At 27.1% G+C, this 25175-nt stretch carries 21 protein-coding genes and 1 riboswitch; of the genes, 15 read left to right on the top strand and 6 right to left on the bottom strand.

Annotated features, from left to right (window positions below; genetic code table 11):
• Positions 1-40 precede the first annotated feature (40 nt).
• Positions 41-1456, bottom strand: coding sequence for an amino acid permease (locus CLPU_RS09245; RefSeq protein ID WP_050355371.1), 1416 nt, complete (start codon positions 1454-1456; stop codon positions 41-43).
• Between the two features lie 564 nt (positions 1457-2020).
• Between CLPU_RS09245 and CLPU_RS09240 the strand changes: the two genes are divergently transcribed.
• From CLPU_RS09240 to CLPU_RS09230, 3 genes are all read left to right on the top strand, one after another.
• On the top strand, positions 2021-2725 hold the full coding sequence (locus CLPU_RS09240; protein ID WP_050355370.1) for an ABC transporter ATP-binding protein: 705 nt from the start codon (positions 2021-2023) through the stop codon (positions 2723-2725).
• Positions 2700-5132, top strand: a complete 2433-nt coding sequence (locus CLPU_RS09235; RefSeq protein WP_050355369.1) for an ABC transporter permease — start codon at positions 2700-2702, stop codon at positions 5130-5132. Before CLPU_RS09240 ends, CLPU_RS09235 begins: the two co-directional genes overlap by 26 nt.
• Before the next feature lie 314 nt (positions 5133-5446).
• Positions 5447-5890 (top strand): GNAT family N-acetyltransferase, encoded by a 444-nt coding sequence (locus CLPU_RS09230; protein WP_050355368.1) that lies wholly within the window; start codon positions 5447-5449, stop codon positions 5888-5890.
• 208 nt (positions 5891-6098) lie between these two features.
• Here CLPU_RS09230 and cls (CLPU_RS09225) read toward each other — a convergent pair whose 3' ends face one another.
• From cls (CLPU_RS09225) to ribD, 5 genes are all read right to left on the bottom strand, one after another.
• Complete coding sequence (gene cls / locus CLPU_RS09225) at positions 6099-7544, bottom strand: cardiolipin synthase (protein ID WP_050355367.1); 1446 nt, start codon at positions 7542-7544, stop codon at positions 6099-6101.
• A gap of 387 nt (positions 7545-7931) precedes the next feature.
• Positions 7932-8393, bottom strand: a complete 462-nt coding sequence (gene ribH, locus CLPU_RS09220; RefSeq protein WP_050355366.1) for a 6,7-dimethyl-8-ribityllumazine synthase — start codon at positions 8391-8393, stop codon at positions 7932-7934.
• 1 nt (position 8394) lies between these two features.
• Positions 8395-9606 carry a bifunctional 3,4-dihydroxy-2-butanone-4-phosphate synthase/GTP cyclohydrolase II gene (locus tag CLPU_RS09215; protein ID WP_050355365.1) on the bottom strand — a complete coding sequence of 404 codons (1212 nt, stop codon included), beginning with the start codon at positions 9604-9606 and terminating at the stop codon, positions 8395-8397.
• Positions 9607-9676: 70 nt separating this feature from the next.
• Positions 9677-10327, bottom strand: a complete 651-nt coding sequence (locus CLPU_RS09210; protein WP_050355364.1) for a riboflavin synthase — start codon at positions 10325-10327, stop codon at positions 9677-9679.
• Positions 10328-10332: 5 nt separating this feature from the next.
• Complete coding sequence (ribD, locus tag CLPU_RS09205) at positions 10333-11433, bottom strand: bifunctional diaminohydroxyphosphoribosylaminopyrimidine deaminase/5-amino-6-(5-phosphoribosylamino)uracil reductase RibD (protein ID WP_050355363.1); 1101 nt, start codon at positions 11431-11433, stop codon at positions 10333-10335.
• Between the two features lie 185 nt (positions 11434-11618).
• Positions 11619-11733: riboswitch (FMN riboswitch) on the bottom strand.
• Positions 11734-11964: 231 nt separating this feature from the next.
• On the opposite strand from ribD, the gene cls (CLPU_RS09200) reads away from it, so the two are divergent.
• The 12 genes from cls (CLPU_RS09200) to CLPU_RS09150 all read left to right on the top strand — a co-directional run bounded on the left by cls (CLPU_RS09200) (position 11965) and on the right by CLPU_RS09150 (position 24987).
• Positions 11965-13479: a cardiolipin synthase gene (cls, locus tag CLPU_RS09200; RefSeq protein ID WP_050355362.1), complete on the top strand. Its 1515-nt coding sequence runs from the start codon at positions 11965-11967 to the stop codon at positions 13477-13479.
• Positions 13480-13976: 497 nt separating this feature from the next.
• On the top strand, positions 13977-15530 hold the full coding sequence (locus CLPU_RS09195) for an ABC-F family ATP-binding cassette domain-containing protein (protein WP_050355361.1): 1554 nt from the start codon (positions 13977-13979) through the stop codon (positions 15528-15530).
• A gap of 247 nt (positions 15531-15777) precedes the next feature.
• The gene (locus CLPU_RS09190; protein ID WP_050355360.1) at positions 15778-16353 is read left to right on the top strand and encodes a tubby C-terminal domain-like protein; all 576 of its coding nucleotides are present in this window, start codon (positions 15778-15780) and stop codon (positions 16351-16353) included.
• 44 nt (positions 16354-16397) lie between these two features.
• Positions 16398-16532 carry a hypothetical protein gene (locus CLPU_RS18020; protein WP_268760463.1) on the top strand — a complete coding sequence of 45 codons (135 nt, stop codon included), beginning with the start codon at positions 16398-16400 and terminating at the stop codon, positions 16530-16532.
• Between the two features lie 72 nt (positions 16533-16604).
• Positions 16605-17441: a CPBP family intramembrane glutamic endopeptidase gene (locus CLPU_RS09185; RefSeq protein ID WP_050355359.1), complete on the top strand. Its 837-nt coding sequence runs from the start codon at positions 16605-16607 to the stop codon at positions 17439-17441.
• A gap of 393 nt (positions 17442-17834) precedes the next feature.
• Complete coding sequence (abc-f, locus tag CLPU_RS09180; RefSeq protein ID WP_050355358.1) at positions 17835-19484, top strand: ribosomal protection-like ABC-F family protein; 1650 nt, start codon at positions 17835-17837, stop codon at positions 19482-19484.
• A 562-nt stretch (positions 19485-20046) separates the two neighbouring features.
• Positions 20047-20715 (top strand): diacylglycerol/polyprenol kinase family protein, encoded by a 669-nt coding sequence (locus CLPU_RS09175; RefSeq protein WP_050355357.1) that lies wholly within the window; start codon positions 20047-20049, stop codon positions 20713-20715.
• 14 nt (positions 20716-20729) lie between these two features.
• On the top strand, positions 20730-21527 hold the full coding sequence (locus tag CLPU_RS09170; protein ID WP_050355356.1) for a DUF92 domain-containing protein: 798 nt from the start codon (positions 20730-20732) through the stop codon (positions 21525-21527).
• Positions 21528-21826: 299 nt separating this feature from the next.
• Positions 21827-22126, top strand: coding sequence for a hypothetical protein (locus CLPU_RS09165; protein ID WP_050355355.1), 300 nt, complete (start codon positions 21827-21829; stop codon positions 22124-22126).
• Between the two features lie 173 nt (positions 22127-22299).
• Entirely contained in the window at positions 22300-22923 is a 624-nt protein-coding gene (locus tag CLPU_RS09160; protein WP_050355354.1) for a flagellar brake protein, read from the top strand.
• 340 nt (positions 22924-23263) lie between these two features.
• Positions 23264-23887: a class I SAM-dependent methyltransferase gene (locus CLPU_RS09155; RefSeq protein ID WP_050355353.1), complete on the top strand. Its 624-nt coding sequence runs from the start codon at positions 23264-23266 to the stop codon at positions 23885-23887.
• Between the two features lie 377 nt (positions 23888-24264).
• Positions 24265-24987: a TraX family protein gene (locus tag CLPU_RS09150; RefSeq protein WP_050355352.1), complete on the top strand. Its 723-nt coding sequence runs from the start codon at positions 24265-24267 to the stop codon at positions 24985-24987.
• Positions 24988-25175 lie beyond the last annotated feature (188 nt).

Here is a 25175-nt window from a genome sequence, read left to right as displayed (position 1 = left end):
ATTATATAGTATTTAGTATACAAGAAAAAGTATAATTAATTTATACGTTAACTTTTAATTCAAGGTTATCTTCAATATCACTTTGTAATGTACTATATTTATGAGAATAAGTAAAATAAACAATTGAACCTAAAGTTAACCAAATACCAAAGTATACCCACGTTATCTTTGATAGATTAAACATCAAAAATAAACATGCAAATGCTGCTATAGCAGGTAATACTGGCACTAATGGAACTCTAAAGCTTCTTTTTAAGTCAGGATGTGTTTTTCTAAGTACAATTACAGATACTGCTACAAGTAAAAATGTTCCTATAAGAACCATATTTGCAAGATCTGCTAACTGTTTTAAATCTACAACTCCTGCCATTAAAGATCCTATAATTCCTATTATCCATGTTGAAATTGTTGGTACATTTGTTTCTTTGTTTACTTTAGAAAAAGCTTTTGGAAGTAATCCATCACGGCTCATTGAGAATAATATACGTGATGCACCAAAACTATATGCGAACATAACAGCCATAATCCCTATTACTGCACCAACTGAAAGAATAGAAGCTGCCCAACCTTGTCCTACCGTACTTAGTGCATATGCCATAGCATCTCCTACATTTAGCTCAGAGTATGGTACAACACCAGTTAAAACTAATGAAACTATAATATATATAATTGTACAAACAACTAATGATGAAACAATTCCTATTGGTAAATTTCTTTGAGGATTTTTCACTTCCTCAGCTGATGTTGAAACTGCGTCAAATCCTGTAAATGCAAAGAATACAGATGCAGCTCCTGAAAATACGCCTTTCCATCCAAATGGCATAAAAGGTGTTAGATTTTTAGGTTTTATATAAAACGCACCTACTGCTAAGAATAAAACTATAACACCAATTTTCACAATAACCATTAAATTATTTATCTTTTTACTTTCCTTTGTTCCTCGGGAAAGTAGATAAGTAACAAATAATACTATAATAACAGCTGGAAGATTGATTATTCCTCCTTGACTAGGAATACTTATAAGTTTATGAGGTAAATGTAGTCCAAACTCATTTAATAGTCCATTAAAGTACGCAGACCATCCTCCAGCAACAGTTGCGGTACTTAATGTGTATCCTATCATAAGAGACCATCCAACTAAATGGGCAATGAATTCCCCTAAGGATACATAAATGTATGCATATGCACTACCTGAACTTGGTATTGAGGATGCGAATTCAGCATAACATAAAGCAACAAGTATACATACAATTGCAGAAGCAATAAAAGATAGTACAACGGCTGGTCCTGCATCTCTTGATGCTACAAGCCCTGCTAAAACCATTACTCCTGTTCCAATTACTGCACCGATACTCATTAGAGTTAGATCAAATGCACCTAAAGTCTTTTCTAGAGATGTAGAGCTACTAGCATTTAAGATTGAAGCCACATCTTTTTTTCTTAATATAGATTTCATTAACAATTTTCCTTTCCATATATGAATTATTTATGAGTAAATTTTTAAGTATATTTCTGAAGACATCATCCCCTTTAATACTGCAAAATTGGTTAAAATCCTAACAAAGTTTAATTAAACTATATTGATATTAGAGGAAATACATACAATCGTCAAACTACCAATTTTATAGATTAGTAAAGAATTCAATGAATTTAACGGAAATTTCCAAGAAATCGTTAACTATCTCACTAATTTAATTAATCTTATATAAAATATGGTAATGTATGTGAAACAAGGTATTTGGTGAACTGTAAAGTTATTGTTAAACTTTTTTAACAGTAGTATAGGAGTAGTATTATATACTTTATATCGTTATAGTAGAATTAGGGTAGAACCTATAATTCTTTGTGAAGAATTTAATAACAGTTTTACAATATTTTATGAAAAAGTAAAAATAAACTAATTAAGTAAAATCATAATTGTATACTTACAAAAGTGTAAGTAACATTGAAAGTCATTTGTAATAAAAAGATGATATTCTCTAAGTATACGGAACAATTTTTGAAATTAGGAGGTAATGATTTGAAAATATTAGAAACAAAGTCATTAAAAAAACACTATGGGAAAAAAACGAATATAGTGAAAGCTATAGATGGAGTTAATATAAGTATAGAAGAAGGAGAGTTTGTAGCTATAGTTGGAACATCAGGATCTGGGAAAAGTACTCTTTTACATATGATAGGAGGTTTGGATAGACCTACAGATGGAGAAGTAATAATTGATGGAAAGAATATATTCGAAATGGATGATAATAAACTAGCTATATTTAGAAGAAGAAAAATAGGATTTATATTTCAATCATATAATCTAGTTCCTGTTTTAAACGTTTGGGAGAATATAACGTTACCTATAGGGCTAGATGAAAAGAAGGTAGATAAAGATTATGTAAAAAACATAATGGATATGCTAGGTATATATGATAAGAGAGATTCACTACCTAGTGAATTATCAGGAGGCCAACAACAAAGAACAGCTATAGCAAGAGCTCTTGCAACAAAGCCCTCAATAATACTTGCAGATGAACCTACAGGAAATCTTGACTCTAAAACAGAACAAGAAGTAATGTCTTTAATAAAACTATCTGTAAAGAACTATCATCAAACTATTATTATGATTACTCATAATGAGAAAATAGCTCAAATGGCAGATAGAGTAATTAGAATTGAAGATGGGCAAGTAAAAGAAAACGGGGGTTTGAAAGATGAACACTATATCAAACCTTGTTAGAAAGAATTTAAAATCATATAAAATTAGAAACACTTTGGTATTGCTGACAATAATATTTGCTACATGTTTAATAACATCTATAGGTATCTTGTCAAAGAGTATTAATCAAATGATGATTAATCAAATTGTAAGACAAACAGGAAGTGCTCATGGTAAGTACAAGAACTTAAATGATAAGCAATTTGGTATCATAAAAAATAATCTTAAATTTGAAAAAGTAGGAGAGTATATAAAGTTAGGAAATAGTAGAATTAAAGAATCTGAAGATGGATATATTAGTTTAATTTATGCTGATAAAAATACAGCACACCTTATGAATATGGACTTAGAAAAAGGTAAATTACCACAGAAAAGCAATGAAGTGGCTTTAGAAAAATGGGTTATTAAAGAACTTAATTTAAAACCCAAAATTGGAGAAACTATTAAATTAAAATATGGAAAGTCTTTAAATGATGATAGTGATAGAAAGATAAGTGATGAAAAGGAATTAACATTTATTTTAACTGGGATTTTAAAAGATAATATAAATTCAAAACAATCATATAATTCACTTGGAATTGTTTCGAGGGATTTAGTTTTAAGAGAAAATCGTAATGAGGATATAAAAAGTACTGCTTATGTCAAGTTGAAAAGTAATAAAAACATTGAAGAAAATATAAATATGATAGGTCGTAGTATAGCGCTTGATAAAAAAAATATAAGTGTTAATACCGACTATATAAATATATTAAAAACAGATTTTGAAAGTCTTATTCCTTTTATAATAGTAGGGGTTATAGTGATATTTGCAACAATTATAGTTATATATAATATATTCAATATTTCCATAGTAGAAAGAGTTAATCAGCTAGGACTATTATCAGCTCTAGGATCAACTAAAGGGCAACTTAGGAAAATTATTTTCAAAGAAGGAATAATACTTTCAGTAATAAGTATACCAATAGGAATCATACTAGGTCATGTTATAAGTTTTTTATTAATTCCTTTATTAAATCTAGATGAACTAAAAGGAACATTTTCACCATATATTATTTTAGTATCAGCTTTGGTAAGCTTCATAACAGTATTTTTGGCTTTAATAAAGCCAAGTAAAATTGCTTCTAGAATATCTCCAATAGAATCTATAAGATATAATAATGTTGATATAAAAAGAAAAAGAAAAAAAGGATACGATAAAGTTAGTATAAAAAATATAGCTTATCTAAACTTATGGAGAAATAAAAAACGTACTATAATAACTATTCTATCACTTACAATGAGTGGGGTATTATTCATATTATTTTCAACTGTTCTTAATAGTATGAATGTGGACAGCTTGACTAAAGGCTATATAAATAATGATTTTCATCTAACATCAGATAGAGTACATTTAGATGATAAAAGTGATCCATTAAATGAGACTTTGATAAATTATATAAAAGGATTAGAAGGAATAAAAAAGATGGAAACACTGAAATATTATTGGGTATATGTTAAAAACAATAAAGGGTTAATTAAATTATCAGACGGCAGCACTACGGATAAATTAAATAGTGTTTTATATGGATATGAAGAATCAGCATTGAAAGAGTTAAGAGATTATCTTATAGAAGGTGAAATTTCTATAGAAAATCTAAAAAGTAAAAATGAGGTTTTAGCTGTAGCTAGAAGTGAAGGAGAAAGTAGTTATAAAGTAGGAGATAAAGTTATTCTAGAAATTACTGAAAGAGATGAGAAAGGAACAATTATTAAAGAAATAAAAAAAGAAGTCCTAATAAGTGGTATAGTTAACTCAAATGTAAGATGGATAGGATATAGCGGACTTGGTGATGATTTCATAACACATCAAGATACATTCGGTAAAATTACAGAGGACGAGAGAGTAGGCAGATTATATATAGATGTTAATAAAGATAAATATGAAGAAGTAAATAATGCTTTAAAAAGTATTGTAGATAAAAATGATAAAATTAAATACATGTCTTATAAGGAATATAGAGAAGAACGTGAAAAAGAGTTAAGAGGTGTAAAAGTAATTTCTATGAGTCTCGTATCTATAATAGGTTTGATAGGTATGTTTAATCTTGTAAACACTATGATAACTAGTATTTTTACAAGAAGAAAAGAGCTAGGAATGCTACAAGCAGTTGGACTCTCAAATACTCAAATGAGAAAGATGCTACAGATAGAAGGACTTTACTATGCAGCTATAAGTACTATATTGTCAGTGCCTACAGGAATAGGATTAGGATATGCATTTTATATATTATTTAAAAAGTCAGCAACGTATGCTACGTATAAGTTTCCACTAATACAAACTATATTAGTTATTATTATGTTTACTCTAACTCAGATTCTAGTTACTTATATAATAGAAAAGAATATTAGAAAAGACTCTATAGTAGATAGAATTAGATACAATGAATAACTAATACTAATGCCCTCATGTTTAACATGAGGGCATTAAATATATAATATTTAAATGATAAGACCTTGTAGTGCTCCTAATAGTTTTACATAACCTATATTTTTACTACTAAATAATAAAATATTGAGCTTTACTAGAATTGTAAAGATTAATATGTCCCTTATATGATAAAATTAATTCTATATATTTTTATTCAAAGCTTATATTAAAAATAAAAGTAATATCGAACTTATATTATATTACTAATTTTTATGATTATTAGATTAATAAATTAAGTGACTATACAAAAAGTAGCTAAGATAAGGAGAAGTATTATGAAATGGTATATTAAAAAATTTAATGAATTAAACTCAATAGAACTATATAATATTTTGAAAGAAAGAGTAGATACTTTTGTAGTTGGACAAAATCATTTATTCCAAGATTGTGATGATAAAGATATAGAGGCTTTTCATGTTATGCTTAAAGAAGGTGATAATGTATTAGCTTACTTGAGAATTTTACCACCAGGAATTTCTTATGAAGAATGTTCTTTTGGAAGGGTACTCGTTTCTAAAGACTATCGTGGTAGAGGATTTGCAAAAGAGCTGATATCTAAAACTATGGAATTCATTGATAAAGAAATTAAATTGAATAAAGTTAGAATTTCAGCACAAGAGTATCTTATTGATTTTTATAAAAATTTTGGATTCAAGGTAACTTCAGAGTTATACTATATAGATAATATTCCACATGTAGATATGTTATATAAGAGATAAATAGAAAAAATGTACTTATGACAATTATACTATTACAGCGCATAATTTTATAATCATAATATGCGTATCACTTTTAAATATAATCAAGCCTCATAAAGTAAATTTAATATACTTTTAATTTTGTATGATACTTTATGAGGTTTGATATTTAAACTTTATTTCAAATATAATGACTATGAAGTTAAACTAAAGGATAACTTTAAATTAACTATAAAATAGGTGAAAAGAGTCTTGAAAAAGATTCTTTAAATTTCATACCATTTGACCTAGAAATATATTCATCAAAGGTAATCCTTTTACAATAATTTAAATCATTTTCAAAAATATCTTTTAGCTTTAAAGAGATATCTTTATTATAAATAAATGCATTGACTTCAAAATTTAATTTGAAGCTCCTAACATCAAAGTTTGCAGTACCAACAGAAGATATACTGCTATCAACAACTATTGATTTAGCATGTAAAAAACCTTTTTTATACACATAGACTTTAGCTCCATACCCTAACAATTCTCCTGCATATGAATAAGTACTCCAATCTACAAAGGCACTGTCAGATTTGAAAGGTATCATTATCTTAACGTCGACTCCTGATATGGCAGCTATTTTAAGACATTCTAAGCTAGTTTTATCAGGTATAAAGTAAGGAGTTTGAATATATATATATTTCTTTGCAGAGTTTATCATTTTAAGAAGACCGTTTCTTACATGTTTTTCATCAGAATCAGGACCACTAGTAACAATCTGAATTCCTATGTTCTTATCTACATCTATTTTGGGATAATACCTTTTCTGATAGTTAACTTGTTCATCTGATACAAATCTCCAATCAAGTAAGAACCTTATTTGCATATCATGTACCGCATCTCCTGTTATTTTAAGGTGTGTATCTCTCCAATAACCGTTTTTTTCGTCTATACCAATACATTGATTTTCAATATTGAAACCACCAATAAATCCATAGGTACCATCAACTATGACTAATTTTCTATGATTTCTATAGTTAAGTCTAAGGCTAAAAGAATGAATTTTTGAAGGAAAGAAAGGCATAGCTTTTCCACCTGCTTCTATTAGGCTTTTAAAAAATTCTTTATTTAAATTTTTACTTCCTATAGAGTCATAAAGTAATCTTACTTTAACACCACTTTTAGCTTTTCTAGTTAAAATATCCACTATTTTTTTGGCCAAATCGTCGTTTTCTATTATGTAGTACATTAAGTGAATATGATCTTTTGCTTTTTCCAATGTATCAATAAGACTTTTAAACTTTTCCTTACCATCAACAAATATCTCAACTTCATTGTTTTGTGTAAGTATAGAATCACTACTATTTAAATGCATATTTATTATATCTTCATAGTTAATAATATCTTTATCATCGTAATTAACTTTGTTATCTTTACTATAACCTATTTGTTCTAAAGTAGAGTTATATAGAGTTTCATCTTTTTTAATTTTTGTATCAAAGGCTTTTTTTCTAGTTATATTTTGACCAAATGCAATATATAAGATAAAACCTATAACAGGAAGAAAAGTTAGAACCAGTATCCAAGCCCATGCTGTAACCGGATCTTTTCTTTCTAAAAATACTAGTATTATGCTAAATATCATATTTAAGATAAAAATACCTAGAATAATAAAAGAGAATAGATACATTATTACCTCTCCTTTTTTATATAATATTCCTATGTTTATTTTTTATATTAAACAATTTTAAATCATTTTTTGATGCTTAATATTATCTTTACTAATTTAAATTTTCCCTATAAGTCGTTATTTAATACACAATGTGAAAATATAATTAATTGGATAGATAGCAGGATATGAATAATTTTTTTTAATAATAGTAAATAGTTGGGTTACTTAAGTGTTAGACTAACTATTAATAAAAAATTAAAAGAGAAGAATAAGTTCCTAGACTAATTAGATTGATATATTTGAGATTGATTCATTTGTAACTATAAAAAATATATAAAAAGGATCAGTAATATTAAAGGAGTCTAAATTTAGTATTAATTTAAACTCCTTTAAAGTGTGTACTTATTAAAATTGTTTTAGTAGATTTGCCATTTCTATTGCAGTAACAGCAGCTTCAAATCCTTTGTTTCCAGACTTTGTACCTGCTCTTTCTATAGCTTGCTCTATAGTATCAGTAGTTAAGACTCCAAAAATTATAGGTTTTTCAGTTTCTAAAGATACACTAGCAATTCCTTTTGATACTTCACTTGAAACATAGTCAAAATGAGGAGTAGAACCTCTAATAATAGCTCCTAGACATATGATACCATCATACTTATTTGATTTTATCATTTTTTTAGAAACAAGAGGTATTTCGAAAGCTCCAGGAACCCATGAAATTTCTATGTTTTCTTGATCTACACCGTGGCGAGTTAAAGCATCAATGGCTCCCGATAGTAACTTGCTACTTATGAACTCATTGAATCTTCCAATTACTATTCCAAATTTTAAATCTTTAGCAATTAATTTACCTTCAAATACTTTCATACTATTTTGCCTCCTCAAAATCTAATATATGTCCCATTTTTTCTTTTTTTGTTTTTAGATAATATTCATTTCTCTCATTATGATTCGTTTGGATAGGAATTCTACTAACAATTTCTATACCATAGTCAGAGAGACCGCTAATTTTTCTAGGGTTGTTAGTCATTAGTTTGATTTTATTAATCCCAAGATTATTTAATATTTGAGCACTTACACTATAGTCCCTCATATCTTCAGGAAATCCTAAAGCTAAATTAGCCTCTACAGTATCCATTCCTTTGTCTTGAAGGGAATAAGCTTTTATTTTATTTATTAATCCTATGCCTCTTCCTTCTTGGCGCATGTATATTAAAACTCCTGTACCTTCATTTGCAATTTTTTGCATAGCAGAGTCAAACTGTTCACCACAATCACATCTTAAAGAACCAAAAGCGTCACCAGTAAGACATTCGGAATGAATTCTTACTAATACAGGACTATTACTGGATATATTACCTTTTACTAAAGCAACATGGTGTTCTTCATTTAGAGTATTTTCATAACCGATCATTTTGAAGTTCCCATATCTTGTAGGTAGATTGGATGTTGCTACTTTTTTTACAAGCATTTCTCTTTTTCTTCTATACGATATTAAATCAGCTATAGTAATAATTTTTAAATTATGTTTATTAACATATTTCATTAGGTCTGGAACTCTAGCCATAGATCCATCTTCATTCATAATCTCACATATAACGCCAGAGGGATAAAGACCAGATAGTTTCACCAAATCAATAGCTGCTTCTGTATGCCCGGCTCTTTCTAAGACACCACCTTTTTTAGCTTCTAAAGGAAATATATGACCAGGCTTTTTAAAGTCATTTTTATTAGAGTTTGGATCGAGAACTTTTAAAATAGTAGTAGCTCTCTCATGAGCAGATATACCAGTAGTTGTGTTTATAGCGTCAATAGATACGGTAAAAGCTGTATGATGTGAGTCAGTATTTTTATATACCATTGGTTGTATATTAAGCTCTTCTAATCTCTCTTTTATAATAGGCATACATATAAGTCCCCTACCGTATTTAGCCATGAAATTTATAGCTTCTGGAGTAACTTTCTCAGCAGACATAACTAAGTCTCCTTCATTTTCTCTATCTTCATCATCAATAACTACTACCATTTTTCCTTGTTTAATATCTTCTATTGCTTCTTCAATAGTATTAAACTTATACATTGTACTCCTCCTTTTAAAATAGAAGTTTAAAAAACTTTAGAAAATACTTTTATCTGAGAAAAACATTACTTTAGATAAATCCATATCTATTTAGAAATTCAAAGTTAATATTCTCGTTATCACTTGATTGATGTTTAATACCTAGTAGTTTTTCAACATATTTTCCAATCATGTCACATTCTAAGTTAACTTCATCACCTATTTTTCTATTAATTAAAGTAGTTATTTCTTTGGTATGAGGTATTATAGATACTTTAAATACATTTTTATCTACATAAGCTACAGTTAGACTAATACCATCAATAGCTATAGAACCTTTTTCAACAACATATTTTAATAAATTATAAGGAGCACTTATAGTAAGCCATATTGCATTACTTTCAATTTCATATCCTGATATGATTCCAGTTCCGTCAATATGTCCACTGACTAAATGCCCACCTAGTCTGTCACTAAGTTTTAAGGCTCTTTCTAAGTTGACTTTAGTTCCAATAGATAAGTGCTTTAAATTACTTCTTCTCATACTTTCAGGCATGACATCTACAGAAAGCGTACTATTGCTAAAGTCCACTACTGTTAAACACACCCCATTAGTGCTTATACTGTCTCCTAGTTTAATATCTTCAAGTATTTTTTTTGCTTTTATTATAATTTTCGAAGACTTAGAGTTACTGATTATAGATTGTATAGTACCGACTTCTTCTACAAGTCCTGTAAACATAAATATTACCCCTCCTTTTTCAGATAACCTTCTATCATGACATCACTTTCAAATGTATGCACTTTAGTGTTATATAGATTGAATGAATCTTTAATAAGATTTACACCAAAGCCACCTACAGGAGTTTTAGAACTTGATCCTCCTATAATTTTAGGAGCAATAAACATATTGACTTTATCAACTATATTTTCTTCTAATGCACTGAAGTTTAATTCACCACCACCTTCTAATAAAACACTATCAATTTTCTTATCACCTAAGGCCTTCATAAGGTAGTTTAAATCAACACGATTATTTTTTAGTGGTGCTATAATGACCTCACATCCAATATTTTCAAGGAGTTTTAACTTGTCTTTAGGAATAAGAGTTGTAGTTGCTATAATAGTTTTGGCACTAGATTTAATATTAAGTACATTTGAATCTAGGGGAATTCTTCCTTTAGTATCAATAACTATTCTTACTGGATCGGTACCTTGTTTGTTATTAAGTCTTGTATTTAAAAAGGGATTATCTTTTAAAATGGTTTCAATACCAACCATGATTCCAGAGACCTTATGCCTCAATTCATGAACATAATTTCTAGAAATACTATTTGTTATCCATTTTGAATCTCCAGTATAGGTGGCAATTTTTCCATCTAAAGTCATAGCAGATTTTAATATACAAAAGGGAGTTTTTGTAGTTATATATTTTAAGAATATTTCATTTAGTTTTTTACACTCTTCTTCCATAATGCCTGTGGTTACTTCTATCTCATTATTCTTAAGAACATTTATACCTTTTCCAGATACCAAAGGATTTGGATCTTTCATACCTATTACTACTTTTTTTATACCGCTTTTAATAATCGTATTTACACAAGGTGGAGTTTTACCATAGTGAGAACAAGGCTCAAGATTGACATACATAGTTGAACCACGAACATTTTCTGTAGCACTTGTTAATGCATTTATTTCAGCATGATAATCTCCATAGATCTTGTGATATCCTTCACCTATAATTCTATTGTCTTTAACAATAACAGCACCTACTAAAGGATTAGGATTAACATATCCTATACCTTTTTTTGCTAACTCTATAGCCTTTTTCATGTATATATTATCCATAGTTAATGCACCTCAGATTTAATAAGATATTGTAAAATAAACAATTATACCTATAATATTTGAAAATAAAAAATAGCCTTAAAGTTAAACTTCAAGGCTATTGATTACATGTTAAATATATTTACTTAGCATATTTTAATAGAATTTAGTCTATGCTAATTCAGAATATAAATAAAAAGCACATGATATATCTTCTTCCATCCAGACTGTGACTGTCGGCTTCGGAATTTCACCGAATCAACCTTACGGTTCGCGGGCTTTACCGCCGGTGGGGACTTTCACCCCGCCCTGAAGATTAAACTTATTTTATTGTTATTCTTAAAATACCATTATTTATAATAAGTGTCAATATAAATATGTTTATTATATTTCTAAAGAATATAATATAAACTAGAATTGTATTTTAACTATAAGAGGTATTTTTTACTTTTAATTTTATTTTTATTAAAATATATTCGTTTAATAAATATATTTGTGCTAAAATATTCATAATCAAAATGCTTTATATCATGAAAAAGAGAGGTAAAGTTTATGATGAGTTCTATTATAGGTCAATATAGCTTCACGAATGTATTTGGTGGACTTATGATTTTATCAATAATTACGTCTGGACTAATTATATTCTTAGAGAACAGAGATCCATCTAGAACATTAGCGTGGCTTTTATTAATATATATCCAACCAATAATAGGTATAATTATATATCTTATATTTGGACAAAACATTAGAAAAAATAAAATTAGAAGGATAGATAAAGTATATAAAGAGTATTTAGAAATTTCTAAAACAAAAGATATAGGGATAAAGATTAGAAATGAAATAAAAAATCAATTAAAGTTATTGAAAGAGAATAAAAGTTTAATAGACGGTTTTTATCATAGTGAAGTTAGTAGAAAGATTATGAAGATTAACTTAAATACATCTTTTGCCCCTATAACTTTAAAGAATGATTTAACATTATTTCATGAAGGAATAAGTAAATTCGAAAGTTTAATTAAAGATATAGAAAATGCAAAGAGATCTATAAATATAGAATATTTTATAATAAAAAAAGGTGAGATAGGAGAAAGATTAAAAAATGCTTTAATAAAAAAAGCTAAAGAAAATGTAAGAGTAAGGGTGCTTTATGATGAAGGAGGATGTTGGAGATTAGTTCTACTACATCAGAAATATTTCAGAGATATGATAAAAGCAGGAATTGAAGTAAAGCCATTTTTACCCTCAAGATTACCTTTTATGGCGAGAAAACTTAACTATAGAAATCACAGAAAAATAGCTGTAATAGATGGCAACATAGGATATGTTGGTGGTATAAACGTAGGAGATGAATATTGTCATAAGAGTCCTAGATTTGGTTTCTGGAGAGATACACATATGAGGATATATGGTAAAGCATCCGAAGGACTTAATACTATATTTATTACAGACTGGTATATTGCTACAGGAGAAGTTATAACGGAAAGGGAAGTAGACTTAGACATAAACGATATAAAGGGAACAATACCAATCCAAATAATATCAAGTGGACCAGATACGAAATGGGAAAGTATAAAACAAGCATTTTTTACGGCTATAACTAATGCTAAAAAATGTGTGTATATATACACACCTTATTTTGTACCAGATGAAGCTATGCTTTCAGCTTTAAAAAATGCAATACTTTCTGGTGTAGATGTAAAAATAATGTTTCCTTCAATATCTGATCATAGAATAGTTCATAAAGCCTCATATACTTATTTTGAAGATATATTAAGATCAGGTGGAAAAATTTATTTATATAAAAAAGGCTTTTTACATTCTAAAACTGTGATTGTAGACGATGATATGGCATCTGTTGGAACTACTAATATGGATGTAAGAAGTTTTAACATTAACTTTGAAGTTAATGGATTTATATATGATACTAGAACTGTAGATGAACTTAAAGTACAGTATTTAAAAGATCTTCAAGACTGTGTAGAATTTACTTATCAAGACTATAAAGATAGATCAATATTGGAAAAAATTCAAGGTTCAGCTGCTAGGCTATTTTCACCTATACTATAGAAAATTATGAAAATACTAATATATTAAATATTTTTTTATTAATTACAGATCACATAAATGTATAATTAAGTAATTTGTTATTTACTTTTGATTTGTTTATATATATAATATATTTAATTAACAAATTTTATTTTGAAGGAGATGGAGTCTATCATGAGTAATATTGTAGTTTTTTTAATTGGCTAGCTATTAACATAGGGAGAAGTGCGTCCTTTTTTAGCTACTAATTAAATAAAAACTACAATGTGAATGATAAGACTCTTTTTTGTTGCAATTAATTCCTATAAGCTTATTAAATTATAGAACTTTTTTTATATAAATTTAGTTTTATAATGTTGATTTGTTGCAAGTATAAAGTCTTTCTTTATACTTTTATTTTTTATATGAGCTTTATAGGAACTTTTATGCACTTTAATAATAATATTGATAAATATTTTTAGGAAAGAGGAGTTTTTAACATCCTCTTTCCTTTTTTTATTTCAAGGAGGTATATATATATGAGTATTTTAAATGTTGAAAATCTAAGTTTTGGATTTGGAGATAAAGTATTATTAAGAAATGCATCTTTTCGTATGGTGAAAGGAGAACATGCAGGACTTGTAGGAGCTAATGGTGCAGGAAAAACCACACTTTTCAATATTTTGACAGGTAAACTTATTCCTGATGAAGGAAGAGTATATCGGCAGCCATCTATTAACATAGGATATCTTGATCAGCTTTCAGGACTTGAAAAGGGCTATACTATTAGAGAAACTCTTAAGTCTGCATTTGATGAACTTTTTCAAATAGAAAAAGAAATGCTAGAAGTAGCTGATAAACTTTCTAATGTCAATGGTAGTGAAAGTGAAAAACTTTTAAATAGATTTGGAAGACTTCAAGATATTTTATATGCAAGTGATTTTTATAGAATAGATAGTCTTGTAGATAATACGGCTAATGGACTTGGTTTAGATATACTAGGGATGGATACTTCTGTTGATAAGTTAAGTGGTGGTCAAAGGACTAAGGTAAAGCTTGCAAAGCTTCTTCTTAGAAGTCCTGATATTTTATTTTTAGATGAACCTACTAACTATTTGGATAAAGAACACATAGAGTGGTTATCCAACTATTTAAAGGATTATCCTAAAAATTTTATGGTTATATCTCATGATACAGAATTTCTAAATAATATAACAAATGTAATTTATAATATTGAATTTGCTAATTTGAAACGATATCCTGGAAACTATAATGAATTTTTAAAGCTTAAAGATAGTGAATCTAAAAGGTATATTGAGCAGTACAATAAACAACAACAAGAAATTGCACGTCTAGAAGATTTCATAAGTAAGAATATTGTGAGAGCTTCCACGAGTAAAAGAGCTAAAAGTAGAAGGAAACAGCTGGATAAAATAGAGAGACTTGAAAAGCCAAAAACACTTTCAAAACCTTCATTTTCATTTTTGCAATCTAGAGAGTCAGGAAAGCTTATATTTAAAAGTTCAGGCATGGATATAGGATATAACTATCCTATAATAAGCAATCTAAACTTGAATCTTATGAAAGGAGAAAAAATTGCTATTACAGGTTGTAATGGTATTGGAAAATCGACTTTATTGAAAACTATTCTAGGTATTATTCCTTCACTAAAAGGAAAAGTTGAGCTGGGGGATTACCTTTATCCGATATATTTTGAACAAGAATCAGCTACAAGTAATAATACTCCTGTTGAAGAAATATGGAATGAATTTCCTCAAAAAAGCCAGAAAGAAATAAGAGAGGCTCTTGCAAAATGTGGACTTAGTCAGAAACACGTCCTTCAAAAGATGTCCACATTAAGTGGGGGAGAGCAAGCTAAAGTGAGAATATGTAAGCTCATGATGAAACCAAGTAACTGGATTATTTTCGATGAACCTACAAATCATCTAGATGTAGATGCAAAATCAGCCTTAAAAGAAGCACTTATAAATTATGATGGAACGATACTTCTTGTTTGCCATGAGAAAGAATTTTATCAAGATTGGATAACAGGATTATGGAATATAGAAGAACATATTATTAGCTCACTATAATCAAAAAAATATAAAATATATATAAATATGATAAATAAATCTAAACTCACTTATAAAATTATAAGTGAGTTTTTTATAAGTATTATAAGATTATTAAATGAAGAAAGAATAATATTTTACACTTAATTATATATTTTACCTTTTAAAAACATTTTTGGATGTGGGATGTTAGACATTTTTGTTTTATTTTGTATTATAATACTTATAGATATATATTAAGAGCATAAGAGTAATGGAGGAAAACTTTATGACATCAGCAGTAGGTACTTCTGTGGAGAAGTATACAATTAAATTCCCAGTTTTATTTTTAACTAATTTCCAAAAAAAGGTCCCTATATATGATGAAGACAAGAAGGTAGTTGGATATGTAGAACGATTTTATCATAAATTAAAACATAAAATTTTATCTTATTATTTTTTTATGGATAAGCTTTATATAAATGTTCAGGCTCTAGATAAGGAATTAAACAAAATAATGGATTTAGTTTTAGATAACACTACAGATGTAAAAGAAAATAACAGATGGAATCTAACTATTTATGATGATAAGGAGGAGCATAAGTACGTTTTTAGAGATAAGTCTCAAAGAATAGATCCTAATAGATATTTTGAATATGAAAATAAAAAAACACCAATTAAAATAGTAAATGATAGTGCAGCAGTACAACCTTACTTTTATGGAAGATATAATCATCTTCTTGCAAAATGTATACATGATGGCTTCAGTAGGTATGTAGAAATAGAAGTATATGAACCAGACTATATAAGTGTGTATGAAGTAGCTACAGTATGGTTCTTACTTGGATCATGTTTAAGAGCTTAAAATAAAATATTACTAATAAAGAATATATCAAAGAAGATAACAATATGTTAGATAAAAGGGGTTTTAATGAATGGGCAGGGGAGTATAATGAATTAATAGATAGATTTAGTAAAGGATATCCTTTTGAAGGGTATTATAGTGTGTTAGAGTATGTTCAAAGCTTAATAGATATTAAATAGATACGAAAGTATTAGATATAGAAATTTAGTTAGGAGTTATTTAAAGATATTTTTAAATTTAGGGGGAGAGGAATGGAGGAAGTTTTTAGGAGCATAAAGCTAAGAAGAATGGTAGGAGTATATATTCTAATAAATATAGCAGTGGCGATAATTTCTACTTTTCCTTATTTTAAAAAATATAAAATATTAGATTTTAGTTTTTGGAATTTAATTATTAATATTTTACTTTTTATTTGGATATGTTCTAAAATAATAAAAAATAAGGTTAAATTAATGCCGTTAATAAAAAATTTTAAGAGTAATTTAAAGTGGAAAGAAATAATAACTATTCTTAGTTCAAATATGATATTGTCTATGGGATTTTCTTTTGTAATACTATATTTGGTCTTTCTATTAGCACCTAATAGTATAGAAGGTCTTTTAAATGATCAGTCATTTTATGACGAAAAAAGCCTAAGCTCAATAATGTTTGCATCTATATCTGGAACATTTATAGCTCCAATAATTGAAGAGTTTATGTTTAGAGGAGTTATGTTAAATAGATTAAGTATAAGATGGAGTGTAGCTAGTTCAATAATAGCTTCATCCATATTGTTTGGAATACTTCATAATTCATTAGGAGCTATTGGAGCAATTGTATTTGGAATAATGGTTTCTTTAATATATTTAAAATATAAAAATATATTGATTGTAATGTTTATACATTTTTTAAATAATCTAATAGTATTTTCTTTTGAGATAATAACATATTTTATGAAGGATCAATCTAGGAGTGCAGATATTACAAATCCTGAGGAATTTAAGTCATTAGGAATTATGGGTATAGCAATAATTCTCATATCAGGATTTTTTACAATTAGATATATTATTAAGAATTGGCCTAAAAAAATTGATACATTTCGTATATAATGATTAAATTTAATTTATTAAGTTAAATAACTAAATAAAGAAGTTATTGAACTTTAATAAAAATTGTGATAAAATAATGGTAGATATTGTAACATATCCCTTGCTAATATATTAAGACATTCGGAGGTACAGTTAAATGACAATGATGACAAACACAAAAAATAATAGAACTGAATATAATTATTTTGTTTGTCGTTTAAATACGCAAGTACCGGGTTTGTCATTTAATCTATATGCTTAATGTATAGATTTTTACATTACTATAAAATATAATTTTATGTAAAGGTTGCTATGGTGCGTGGTCCATAGCTTTTTTATTTATATAGTTTTATTAAAAAGGACTTCAGTATTTAATGCTGAGGTCTTTTTTTGTTATTTAGAGGAGGAATTGTTATGATAAGTATTAATCATATTACAAAATATATTAATGAGAAAAAGATTATAGATGATGTGTCATTTAACATATATGAAGGTGATAAGACTGGATTGATAGGAATAAATGGAGTTGGAAAAAGTACGCTCTTAAATATGATAATAGGTAAAGATTCATATTATAGTGGAAGTATAAGGGTAAAAGGACAAATAGGATATTTACCGCAGGATTTGTCTAGTGATAAAGAAAAAACAGTAGAAGAATTTCTTGAGAAATATACTAATGATAAAGGAATATCTACAATATTGAAAAACTTAAATATTAAAAGTAAGTATAATCAACAATTAAAATCTTTAAGTGGAGGGGAAAAGACGAGAGTATATTTAGCCAAAGCTATTCTCTCTAAAGCTAATATATTAATACTTGATGAACCAACTAATCATTTAGATAGTGATGGTATACAGTGGCTTAGCGAATTTATATCAAAGTTTCATGGATGTGTTCTTATAGTTAGTCATGATAGGTATTTCTTAGATCAAACAGTTACGAATATATTAGAGTTAGACGAAGGAAATATAAAGGAATACAAAGGTAATTATTCTAATTATAAGAGAACTAAGGATAAAGAACTTGAAAAACAAGCTATAGAGTATGAAAAATATAAAAAAGAAAGAAAAAGATTAGAAATAGCGGCTAGAAAGCAAATGGAAAGGGCTAATAAATATAATAATATGTCTCAGAATGATTTTTATAGAGGAAAAGCTGCTACTATAGCAAAGAAGTCTAAAGCCATAGCATCAAGAATAGAAAAGTTAGATAAAGTAGAAAAGCCAAAAGAAGTAACAGGGTTAAATATATCATTTGACAATCAAAAAAATAAAGTAGGAAATATATTAATAAAAGGTGAGAATATTAAAAAGACATATAATGATCTACTATTTAAAAATGTTAATTTTGAAATAACTAGAGGAAAAAGGATAGGGATTATTGGTAAAAATGGAGTAGGTAAAACAACTCTTCTAAAGGGTATTATAGGAAGTGAGGAGCTGGAAGGCAATTTATATATTTCCCCTAGCACTAAAATGGGATACTTTTCTCAAGAACTAAAAAACTTAAATGAAAATTTATCAATATTAGATGAAATGAGGAAACATTGTAGCAATCAGAGTTATATAAGGACTCTTTTAGGGTGTATGCTTTTTAAAGGAGAAGATATATTTAAGAAAATAGGAGATCTGAGTTTTGGGGAAAGGGTAAGAGTAGCTTTTTTAAAGCTTGTTTTAGAGGGAAATAATCTTTTAGTATTAGATGAACCTACGAACTTTTTAGATATTACTTCCAGAGAAAAGATTGAAGAAATTCTCATAGACTATGAGGGTGCTATTTTATTTGTTTCACATGATCAGTATTTTGTAGAAAAAATGGCAGAAGAAATATGGGAGATAGAAGACAATAAGCTTAATAGGTATTTAGGGGATTATGAATACTACCTAAGTAAAAAAATAGATAGAAATGAAAATCAAAATTTAAAAAAAGAGCAAATATTAAACTTAGAGATGGAGCTTTCCAGCATATCTTTTAAACTTAATTTGTGTAAGGAAGAAGAAAAGGAAGAACTAGAAAAAAGATATTTTGAAATATCAAAGAAATTAAATCAATTAAAAAGATAAATTAGCATATAATATATTTTCTATTAACAGCTTCTTGAATAATATATCTTATATATTATTCAAGAAGCTATTTTAATTATAAATTATTCTTGAAAATTTTAACTTTTAAGTATCACATAGCATTGAATATTATATTAATCTACAAATTATTGTAAAGTAACTTAGTTTACAACTTAAATGAGTTATATATTAAAAAATTAATATAATCTTATAAAATTATGTGAACATGAAGAAAAAATGACTAAAACATGTTATCATGAAATATGTAATAGTAATCAGCTTTTATAAGAAATGTAGTAATCCTGTAAGAAAAATAAATATAGTTACTTTAATCAAAAAACAAAAGCATAATTAAAAAACTTATATTAAATGTCTTACTAGTAACTCTAAAACTACATAACTGTATAGTTTTTATTACACATATAGTTCAACTATCATAATCTCATTTTAATTAAAATTAATAAAGTAAAATTTAATTTATATGGAGTTTTTATCTAGATGAATTGGCAATGTGTATAAAAGGTCAGTATCAGATAAAATAAAACATATTAAGGGGGAAAATATGGGAAGATCATTGATAGGAATAATAGTTTCTATAATATTTGTATTCTTGATTATAGGAATTTCAACAGTTTTAACTAATTTAAAAATAATTTCAGGTGAATGGAGTAGAAAGTTTATCCATATAGCAGTTTGTAATTGGTGGATTGCGGCTATGTATTTCTTTGATAGCCCACTAGAAGCATCAATAGTTCCAGCTTTATTTGTATTTGTAAACTATATTTCTTATAAAAAGCAATTGTTCAAAGCTATGGAAAGAGATGGATCTAAGAATGATTTAGGATCAGTGTATTATGCAATATCGTTACTTATACTATCAATACTTACTTTTAGAGATAGTTCATATGCATATGTTGGAGGAATTGGAATATTCACGTTAGGATACGGAGACGGATTTGCAGCAGCTGTAGGTAGTAGATACGGTAAGAGAAGATATAAGGTAGGAAATGTAACTAAAAGTGTAGAAGGAACTTTAGCTATGTTTATATTTTCTTTTCTAGCTATCTTTATAACGCTATCTATATATAATCCTAATAATACTATAGTAATTAGTTTAATACTTGCTTTATTTGCTACATTAGTTGAGGCGATAACACCTTTCGGACTCGATAATCTTACGGTACCTCTTTTGACACCGATTGTGTATTTAGGCTTACTTAAAATATTTTAGGAGGTGAATGCTTATTGAGACAAGTTTTTATAGGATTACTACTTTCTTTTTTAGTTTCTTTTGTATCTTTTAAAAAGAAGGCATTGTCTACTAGTGGATTTATAGCCGGGATTTTTATGGGGACTTTAGTATACTTTTTTGGAGGAATAATAATCTTTGTATCAATGTTTAGTGCGTTTGCATCTTCAAGTGTACTTTCAAAATTTAAAAAAGATAGAAAAAGACATTTAGAGCTTATTCATGAGAAAAATGATACAAGGGATCATATACAAATAATTGTTAATTGTATAACTGGGCTGATATTTTCTATTTTATATTATTTTTATAATCAAGTAGAATTCTTAGTAATATCTGCTACGTCCTTTGCAGTACTTAATTCAGATACATGGGCATCTGAAATAGGAGTTTTAAGTAAAAAATCACCAATATCTATACTCACAGGGAAAAAAATAGAGAAGGGTATGTCTGGTGGAGTAAGTCTTTTAGGAACAATATCATCACTTTTAGGAGCTATGTTTGTTGCACTATCATTTTTATTAACTTGGGTAGTAATTTATAAGTATGATAATAATTTAATATATTATTTTCTAGTTTGCACATTATTTGGATTCTTAGGATCATTAATTGATAGTTTATTTGGGTTACTATTACAGGCTCAATATTTTTCAGAAGAACTAAATATATTTACTGAAAAAAGTGTTTCAAATGGAAAAGCTAATAAGCTTGTAAGAGGATTTAGGATTTTCAACAATGATATGGTTAATTTAACTAGTAGTATAACATCATGTCTAATAGCAATGATAATAATATAATTAGATGATAGAGAATCACTAATTTAGGAATATAAAGACCTAACATTAGTGATTTTTTATTAAAGATATTAATTCATATCTTAACAACAAATTTTTTACATGGGATTTAATCTAAACTAGTAAGACTTTTTTCATTTTCCATTAAGTAGTGATAGTTCACAAAATAAAATAGTAAAGATTATAGTGAGTTCTAATAACGGCTATGGTTATATATATATGTTAAGAGTAATGTAGTTGTTGATATATATTAGATTGTAGTATACTAAAATTAATAATCACATGAAAGGATGAAAATTAATATGGATAATACAGAAGAACAAATAGTTTCTCCAGAAGAAATGAGAGCAAATATTGAAATTATAAAAGGACATTTACCTATATTTAAAAATAACTTTACTAAGTTTGCTAAACAAAAAAATGGAGATATAACTTCGGGAGAAATTGATAAGATTATAAATGAATCTTTAAAGCAAGGTAACTTGAGTGAAAAAGGACTAAGAATAGTAAATAGCTTTTATGAGACATGGATGGCTGTATTTATGATGGTTGGAAATGATAAAGAAGCTTTAGAGATAGTTTTTAGAATGTTAGGATTATAAAAAATAGTAAATGTAAAATTTTTACTTTATCTTGATATAATTAGAAATATAATATATACTAGATATAGGACTAGAGCACTAGTAATTATAAAAAAAACTAATAAAATAGACCTAGAAATTATACGAAAGTATATACTACATTAATATATTTTTTTATATCTGGGGGGAGTAACTTGGAGATTTTCAAAACGGGGAATAAAGTTATATTGGGGAGAAAGTTTAGAGATGATGAAGAATACACTAGCAGGATAGAGAAGTTTGATAATGGGGATATAAGAATTTTAACACCTATATCTAAAAGTAAACTAGTAGGTTTTAGAGAAGGTGCAGAGATAAAGCTAGTCGTATTTGATAAAGACAAAATGTATAAACTAAATGGGATAGTACAAAGGAATATAGAAGATAATACGCTTCACTATACTGATATAAAGCCAGTATCTGAAATTAATAAAATTGAGAGAAGAAATTATTTTAGAGTAAGTATGTCTAAAAAAATAAAAGTTATATCACATAGTATAGGAAGAAAAACTTTTTATGCTGACACTATAGATATAAGTGGTGGGGGAATGCAGTTTATAACAGACAAAGTTCTTAATGATGATGATGAGTTATTAATTGAATTGAATATAGATGATGAAATAATATTATTAAATGGAAAAGTAATAAATATAATAACATCACAATATACACAGAAATTAAGATACTGTGTTAAATTTGTAGATATGGATTTTAGGACACAGGATAAGATTATAAAGTACTTGTTTAAAGTACAAAGAGAGAGATTAAGAGTACAGTAGCATATGCTACTGTATTATTATTTTTTGAAAAATAATAATACAGTATTAACAAGTTAAAGATGCTTAAACTTATAATTAAAGATAAAACCGTACAAAATATAACTGATAATTTAAATGTTATGTTTTCACTATTTTTTATTTATTAAGGTATTAAATATGTGATTTATCTTATATGATGAAAAAAGAATTTAAAGTTTATTAACTATCAATAATATATTTACTTTAAATTTGAAATGATAACTATCTAAACAAATAATTATAAAAGATATTATGTTCAGAATTTATGGGGTAAGTATGATCTATATATAAATTAAAAAATACTAGAAAGTAGGGATAAGACGTGAGTGAAAGTATAGAAAAGATAAAACAATGTAGAAAGCCTACAGGAGAAAAAGGAAAAGAAATAGTCGATTATATGAACGAAAGACACTTACCACTTATAGAGTGGGGTTTAAAATCTATTGATATGAAAGATAATTACATAACCTTAGATATAGGTTGTGGTGGAGGAAAAACTGTTAATATCATAGCTAATAAAGTAGATAAGGCTTATGGACTTGACTACTCTGAAGTTAGTGTAGATAGTGCAAAAGAATATAATGAGGAATTCATTGAAGAAGACAAGGTTGAAATAATACAAGGAAGTGTGGAAACTTTACCTTTTGAAGAAAATAGTATCGATATAGTAACAGCTATAGAAACGGTTTATTTTTGGCCTGATCTTCAGCAAAACTTTAAAGAAGTATATAGAGTTTTAAATAAAGATGGAAAATTTATTGTTATAAATGAAGCCTACATGGACGATAAGAATAAGGATAAGAATAAAGAGTTAGAGAATGTCGGAAATATGAAGATACTTTCTCCAGATGAGTTAGAAGCTTTAATGAAAAATGCAGGATTTAAAAAAGTTGAATATAATTTAGATGAAGATAAAAACTGGGTACGTTGTATTGGTGAAAAATAATATATAAATTAAAAGTTAATTCAAATGATTGTTATTTATATTAAAATTTCTATTTGTAAGAGATTATTATAAACTAAAGATTTGATAAGTTATCTAAATTAAGGACTGTTAAAATTCTATATAACAGTCCTTTTAGTTTAATATAATAAATAAGCATAGATATAAAATAACTAAGTTTACTATATATACAATTGTAGGAAAGGTTAAGAAATGAAGACAAGATTGTAATATGTAAATAAATTAATATTTTAAAAATAAATTAGTTTTATTACATAAATGAAAGATAAATGTAATGTTAATAAATAGTTTTTACATAGGACTATATATATAATTTAGATATAAAGAATAACAAAAGAAAAGAAAGGAGGAATATCTTAATGAGAATAGATGCATTTAAATTAAAAATAATAGGTATTATATTTATGGTTATGGATCATGTATTAGCATATATTCCAGGAACACCAATATGGTTCGGATATTTTGGAAGGATTGTTGCACCTATATTTTTCTACTTTATAGTAGAAGGATTTTTCTATACAAGGAGTAGAGTAAAATATGCAACAAGGCTATTTGGTTGGGCTGCACTTATGCAGTTAGTATCTTTTGCATTAATGAAACTATTCCCAGGAGAGAGAATGATAAGCAATAATATATTTTTATCCCTAGCATTTGGAGTAGTATTAATGGGAGCTATAGAATGGACTAAAAACAATAAAACTGATAAACTAAAGATCATTTTAGGTATAATAGGCTCAGTCTTAGCAACTGTAGGACTTTTATTTACAGAAGCTAGTGTATACGGAATAGCTATGACATTAGTATTCTACTTCTTTAGAGATAAGAAAAACTTAATGGCTTTTATGTATGTGGTAGTTTCATTACTTATTACTATAGGTCTTGGTGGATTTCGAATTAGTTATAATGCTTTATTTTTAGATGATTATCAATGGATGATGGTATTTGCAATAATACCAATATTGATGTATAACGGAGAACGTGGAATAAATAATAAGTTTACTAAATATTTATTTTATGTTTTCTATCCAGTACACATATGGATATTGTATCTTATAAACATATTTATTTTTAATGGAAAATAGAAATAATTTAATATATTAAAAGTCATCCCAGACTATATATTCTAAACTCGCTATTATTTTAAATAAAAAAGACTATTAAAGTATAACTTTAATGGTCTTTTTGTTGTCTTGCAAGATTGAAAGATAATTGTAAGACAAATCAATATATAATATGTTCAACATTAAATATAATAGATAATAAAGAATTA

This window comes from Gottschalkia purinilytica, from assembly GCF_001190785.1.
In the GTDB taxonomy this organism is placed as follows: domain Bacteria; phylum Bacillota; class Clostridia; order Tissierellales; family Gottschalkiaceae; genus Gottschalkia_A; species Gottschalkia_A purinilytica.
This window is presented reverse-complemented; position numbering and strand designations above follow the sequence as displayed.

Coding starts and splice junctions, on each gene's coding strand:
- CLPU_RS09245 (WP_050355371.1), bottom strand. CDS start 1,456: ATGAAATCTATATTAAGAAAAAAAGATGTGGCTTCAATCTTAAATGCT.
- CLPU_RS09235 (WP_050355369.1), top strand. CDS start 2,700: ATGAACACTATATCAAACCTTGTTAGAAAGAATTTAAAATCATATAAA.
- CLPU_RS09230 (WP_050355368.1), top strand. CDS start 5,447: ATGAAATGGTATATTAAAAAATTTAATGAATTAAACTCAATAGAACTA.
- cls (WP_050355367.1), bottom strand. CDS start 7,544: ATGTATCTATTCTCTTTTATTATTCTAGGTATTTTTATCTTAAATATG.
- ribH (WP_050355366.1), bottom strand. CDS start 8,393: ATGAAAGTATTTGAAGGTAAATTAATTGCTAAAGATTTAAAATTTGGA.
- CLPU_RS09215 (WP_050355365.1), bottom strand. CDS start 9,606: ATGTATAAGTTTAATACTATTGAAGAAGCAATAGAAGATATTAAACAA.
- CLPU_RS09210 (WP_050355364.1), bottom strand. CDS start 10,327: ATGTTTACAGGACTTGTAGAAGAAGTCGGTACTATACAATCTATAATC.
- ribD (WP_050355363.1), bottom strand. CDS start 11,433: ATGGATAATATATACATGAAAAAGGCTATAGAGTTAGCAAAAAAAGGT.
- cls (WP_050355362.1), top strand. CDS start 11,965: ATGATGAGTTCTATTATAGGTCAATATAGCTTCACGAATGTATTTGGT.
- CLPU_RS09195 (WP_050355361.1), top strand. CDS start 13,977: ATGAGTATTTTAAATGTTGAAAATCTAAGTTTTGGATTTGGAGATAAA.
- CLPU_RS09190 (WP_050355360.1), top strand. CDS start 15,778: ATGACATCAGCAGTAGGTACTTCTGTGGAGAAGTATACAATTAAATTC.
- CLPU_RS18020 (WP_268760463.1), top strand. CDS start 16,398: ATGTTAGATAAAAGGGGTTTTAATGAATGGGCAGGGGAGTATAATGAA.
- CLPU_RS09185 (WP_050355359.1), top strand. CDS start 16,605: ATGGAGGAAGTTTTTAGGAGCATAAAGCTAAGAAGAATGGTAGGAGTA.
- abc-f (WP_050355358.1), top strand. CDS start 17,835: ATGATAAGTATTAATCATATTACAAAATATATTAATGAGAAAAAGATT.
- CLPU_RS09175 (WP_050355357.1), top strand. CDS start 20,047: ATGGGAAGATCATTGATAGGAATAATAGTTTCTATAATATTTGTATTC.
- CLPU_RS09165 (WP_050355355.1), top strand. CDS start 21,827: ATGGATAATACAGAAGAACAAATAGTTTCTCCAGAAGAAATGAGAGCA.
- CLPU_RS09150 (WP_050355352.1), top strand. CDS start 24,265: ATGAGAATAGATGCATTTAAATTAAAAATAATAGGTATTATATTTATG.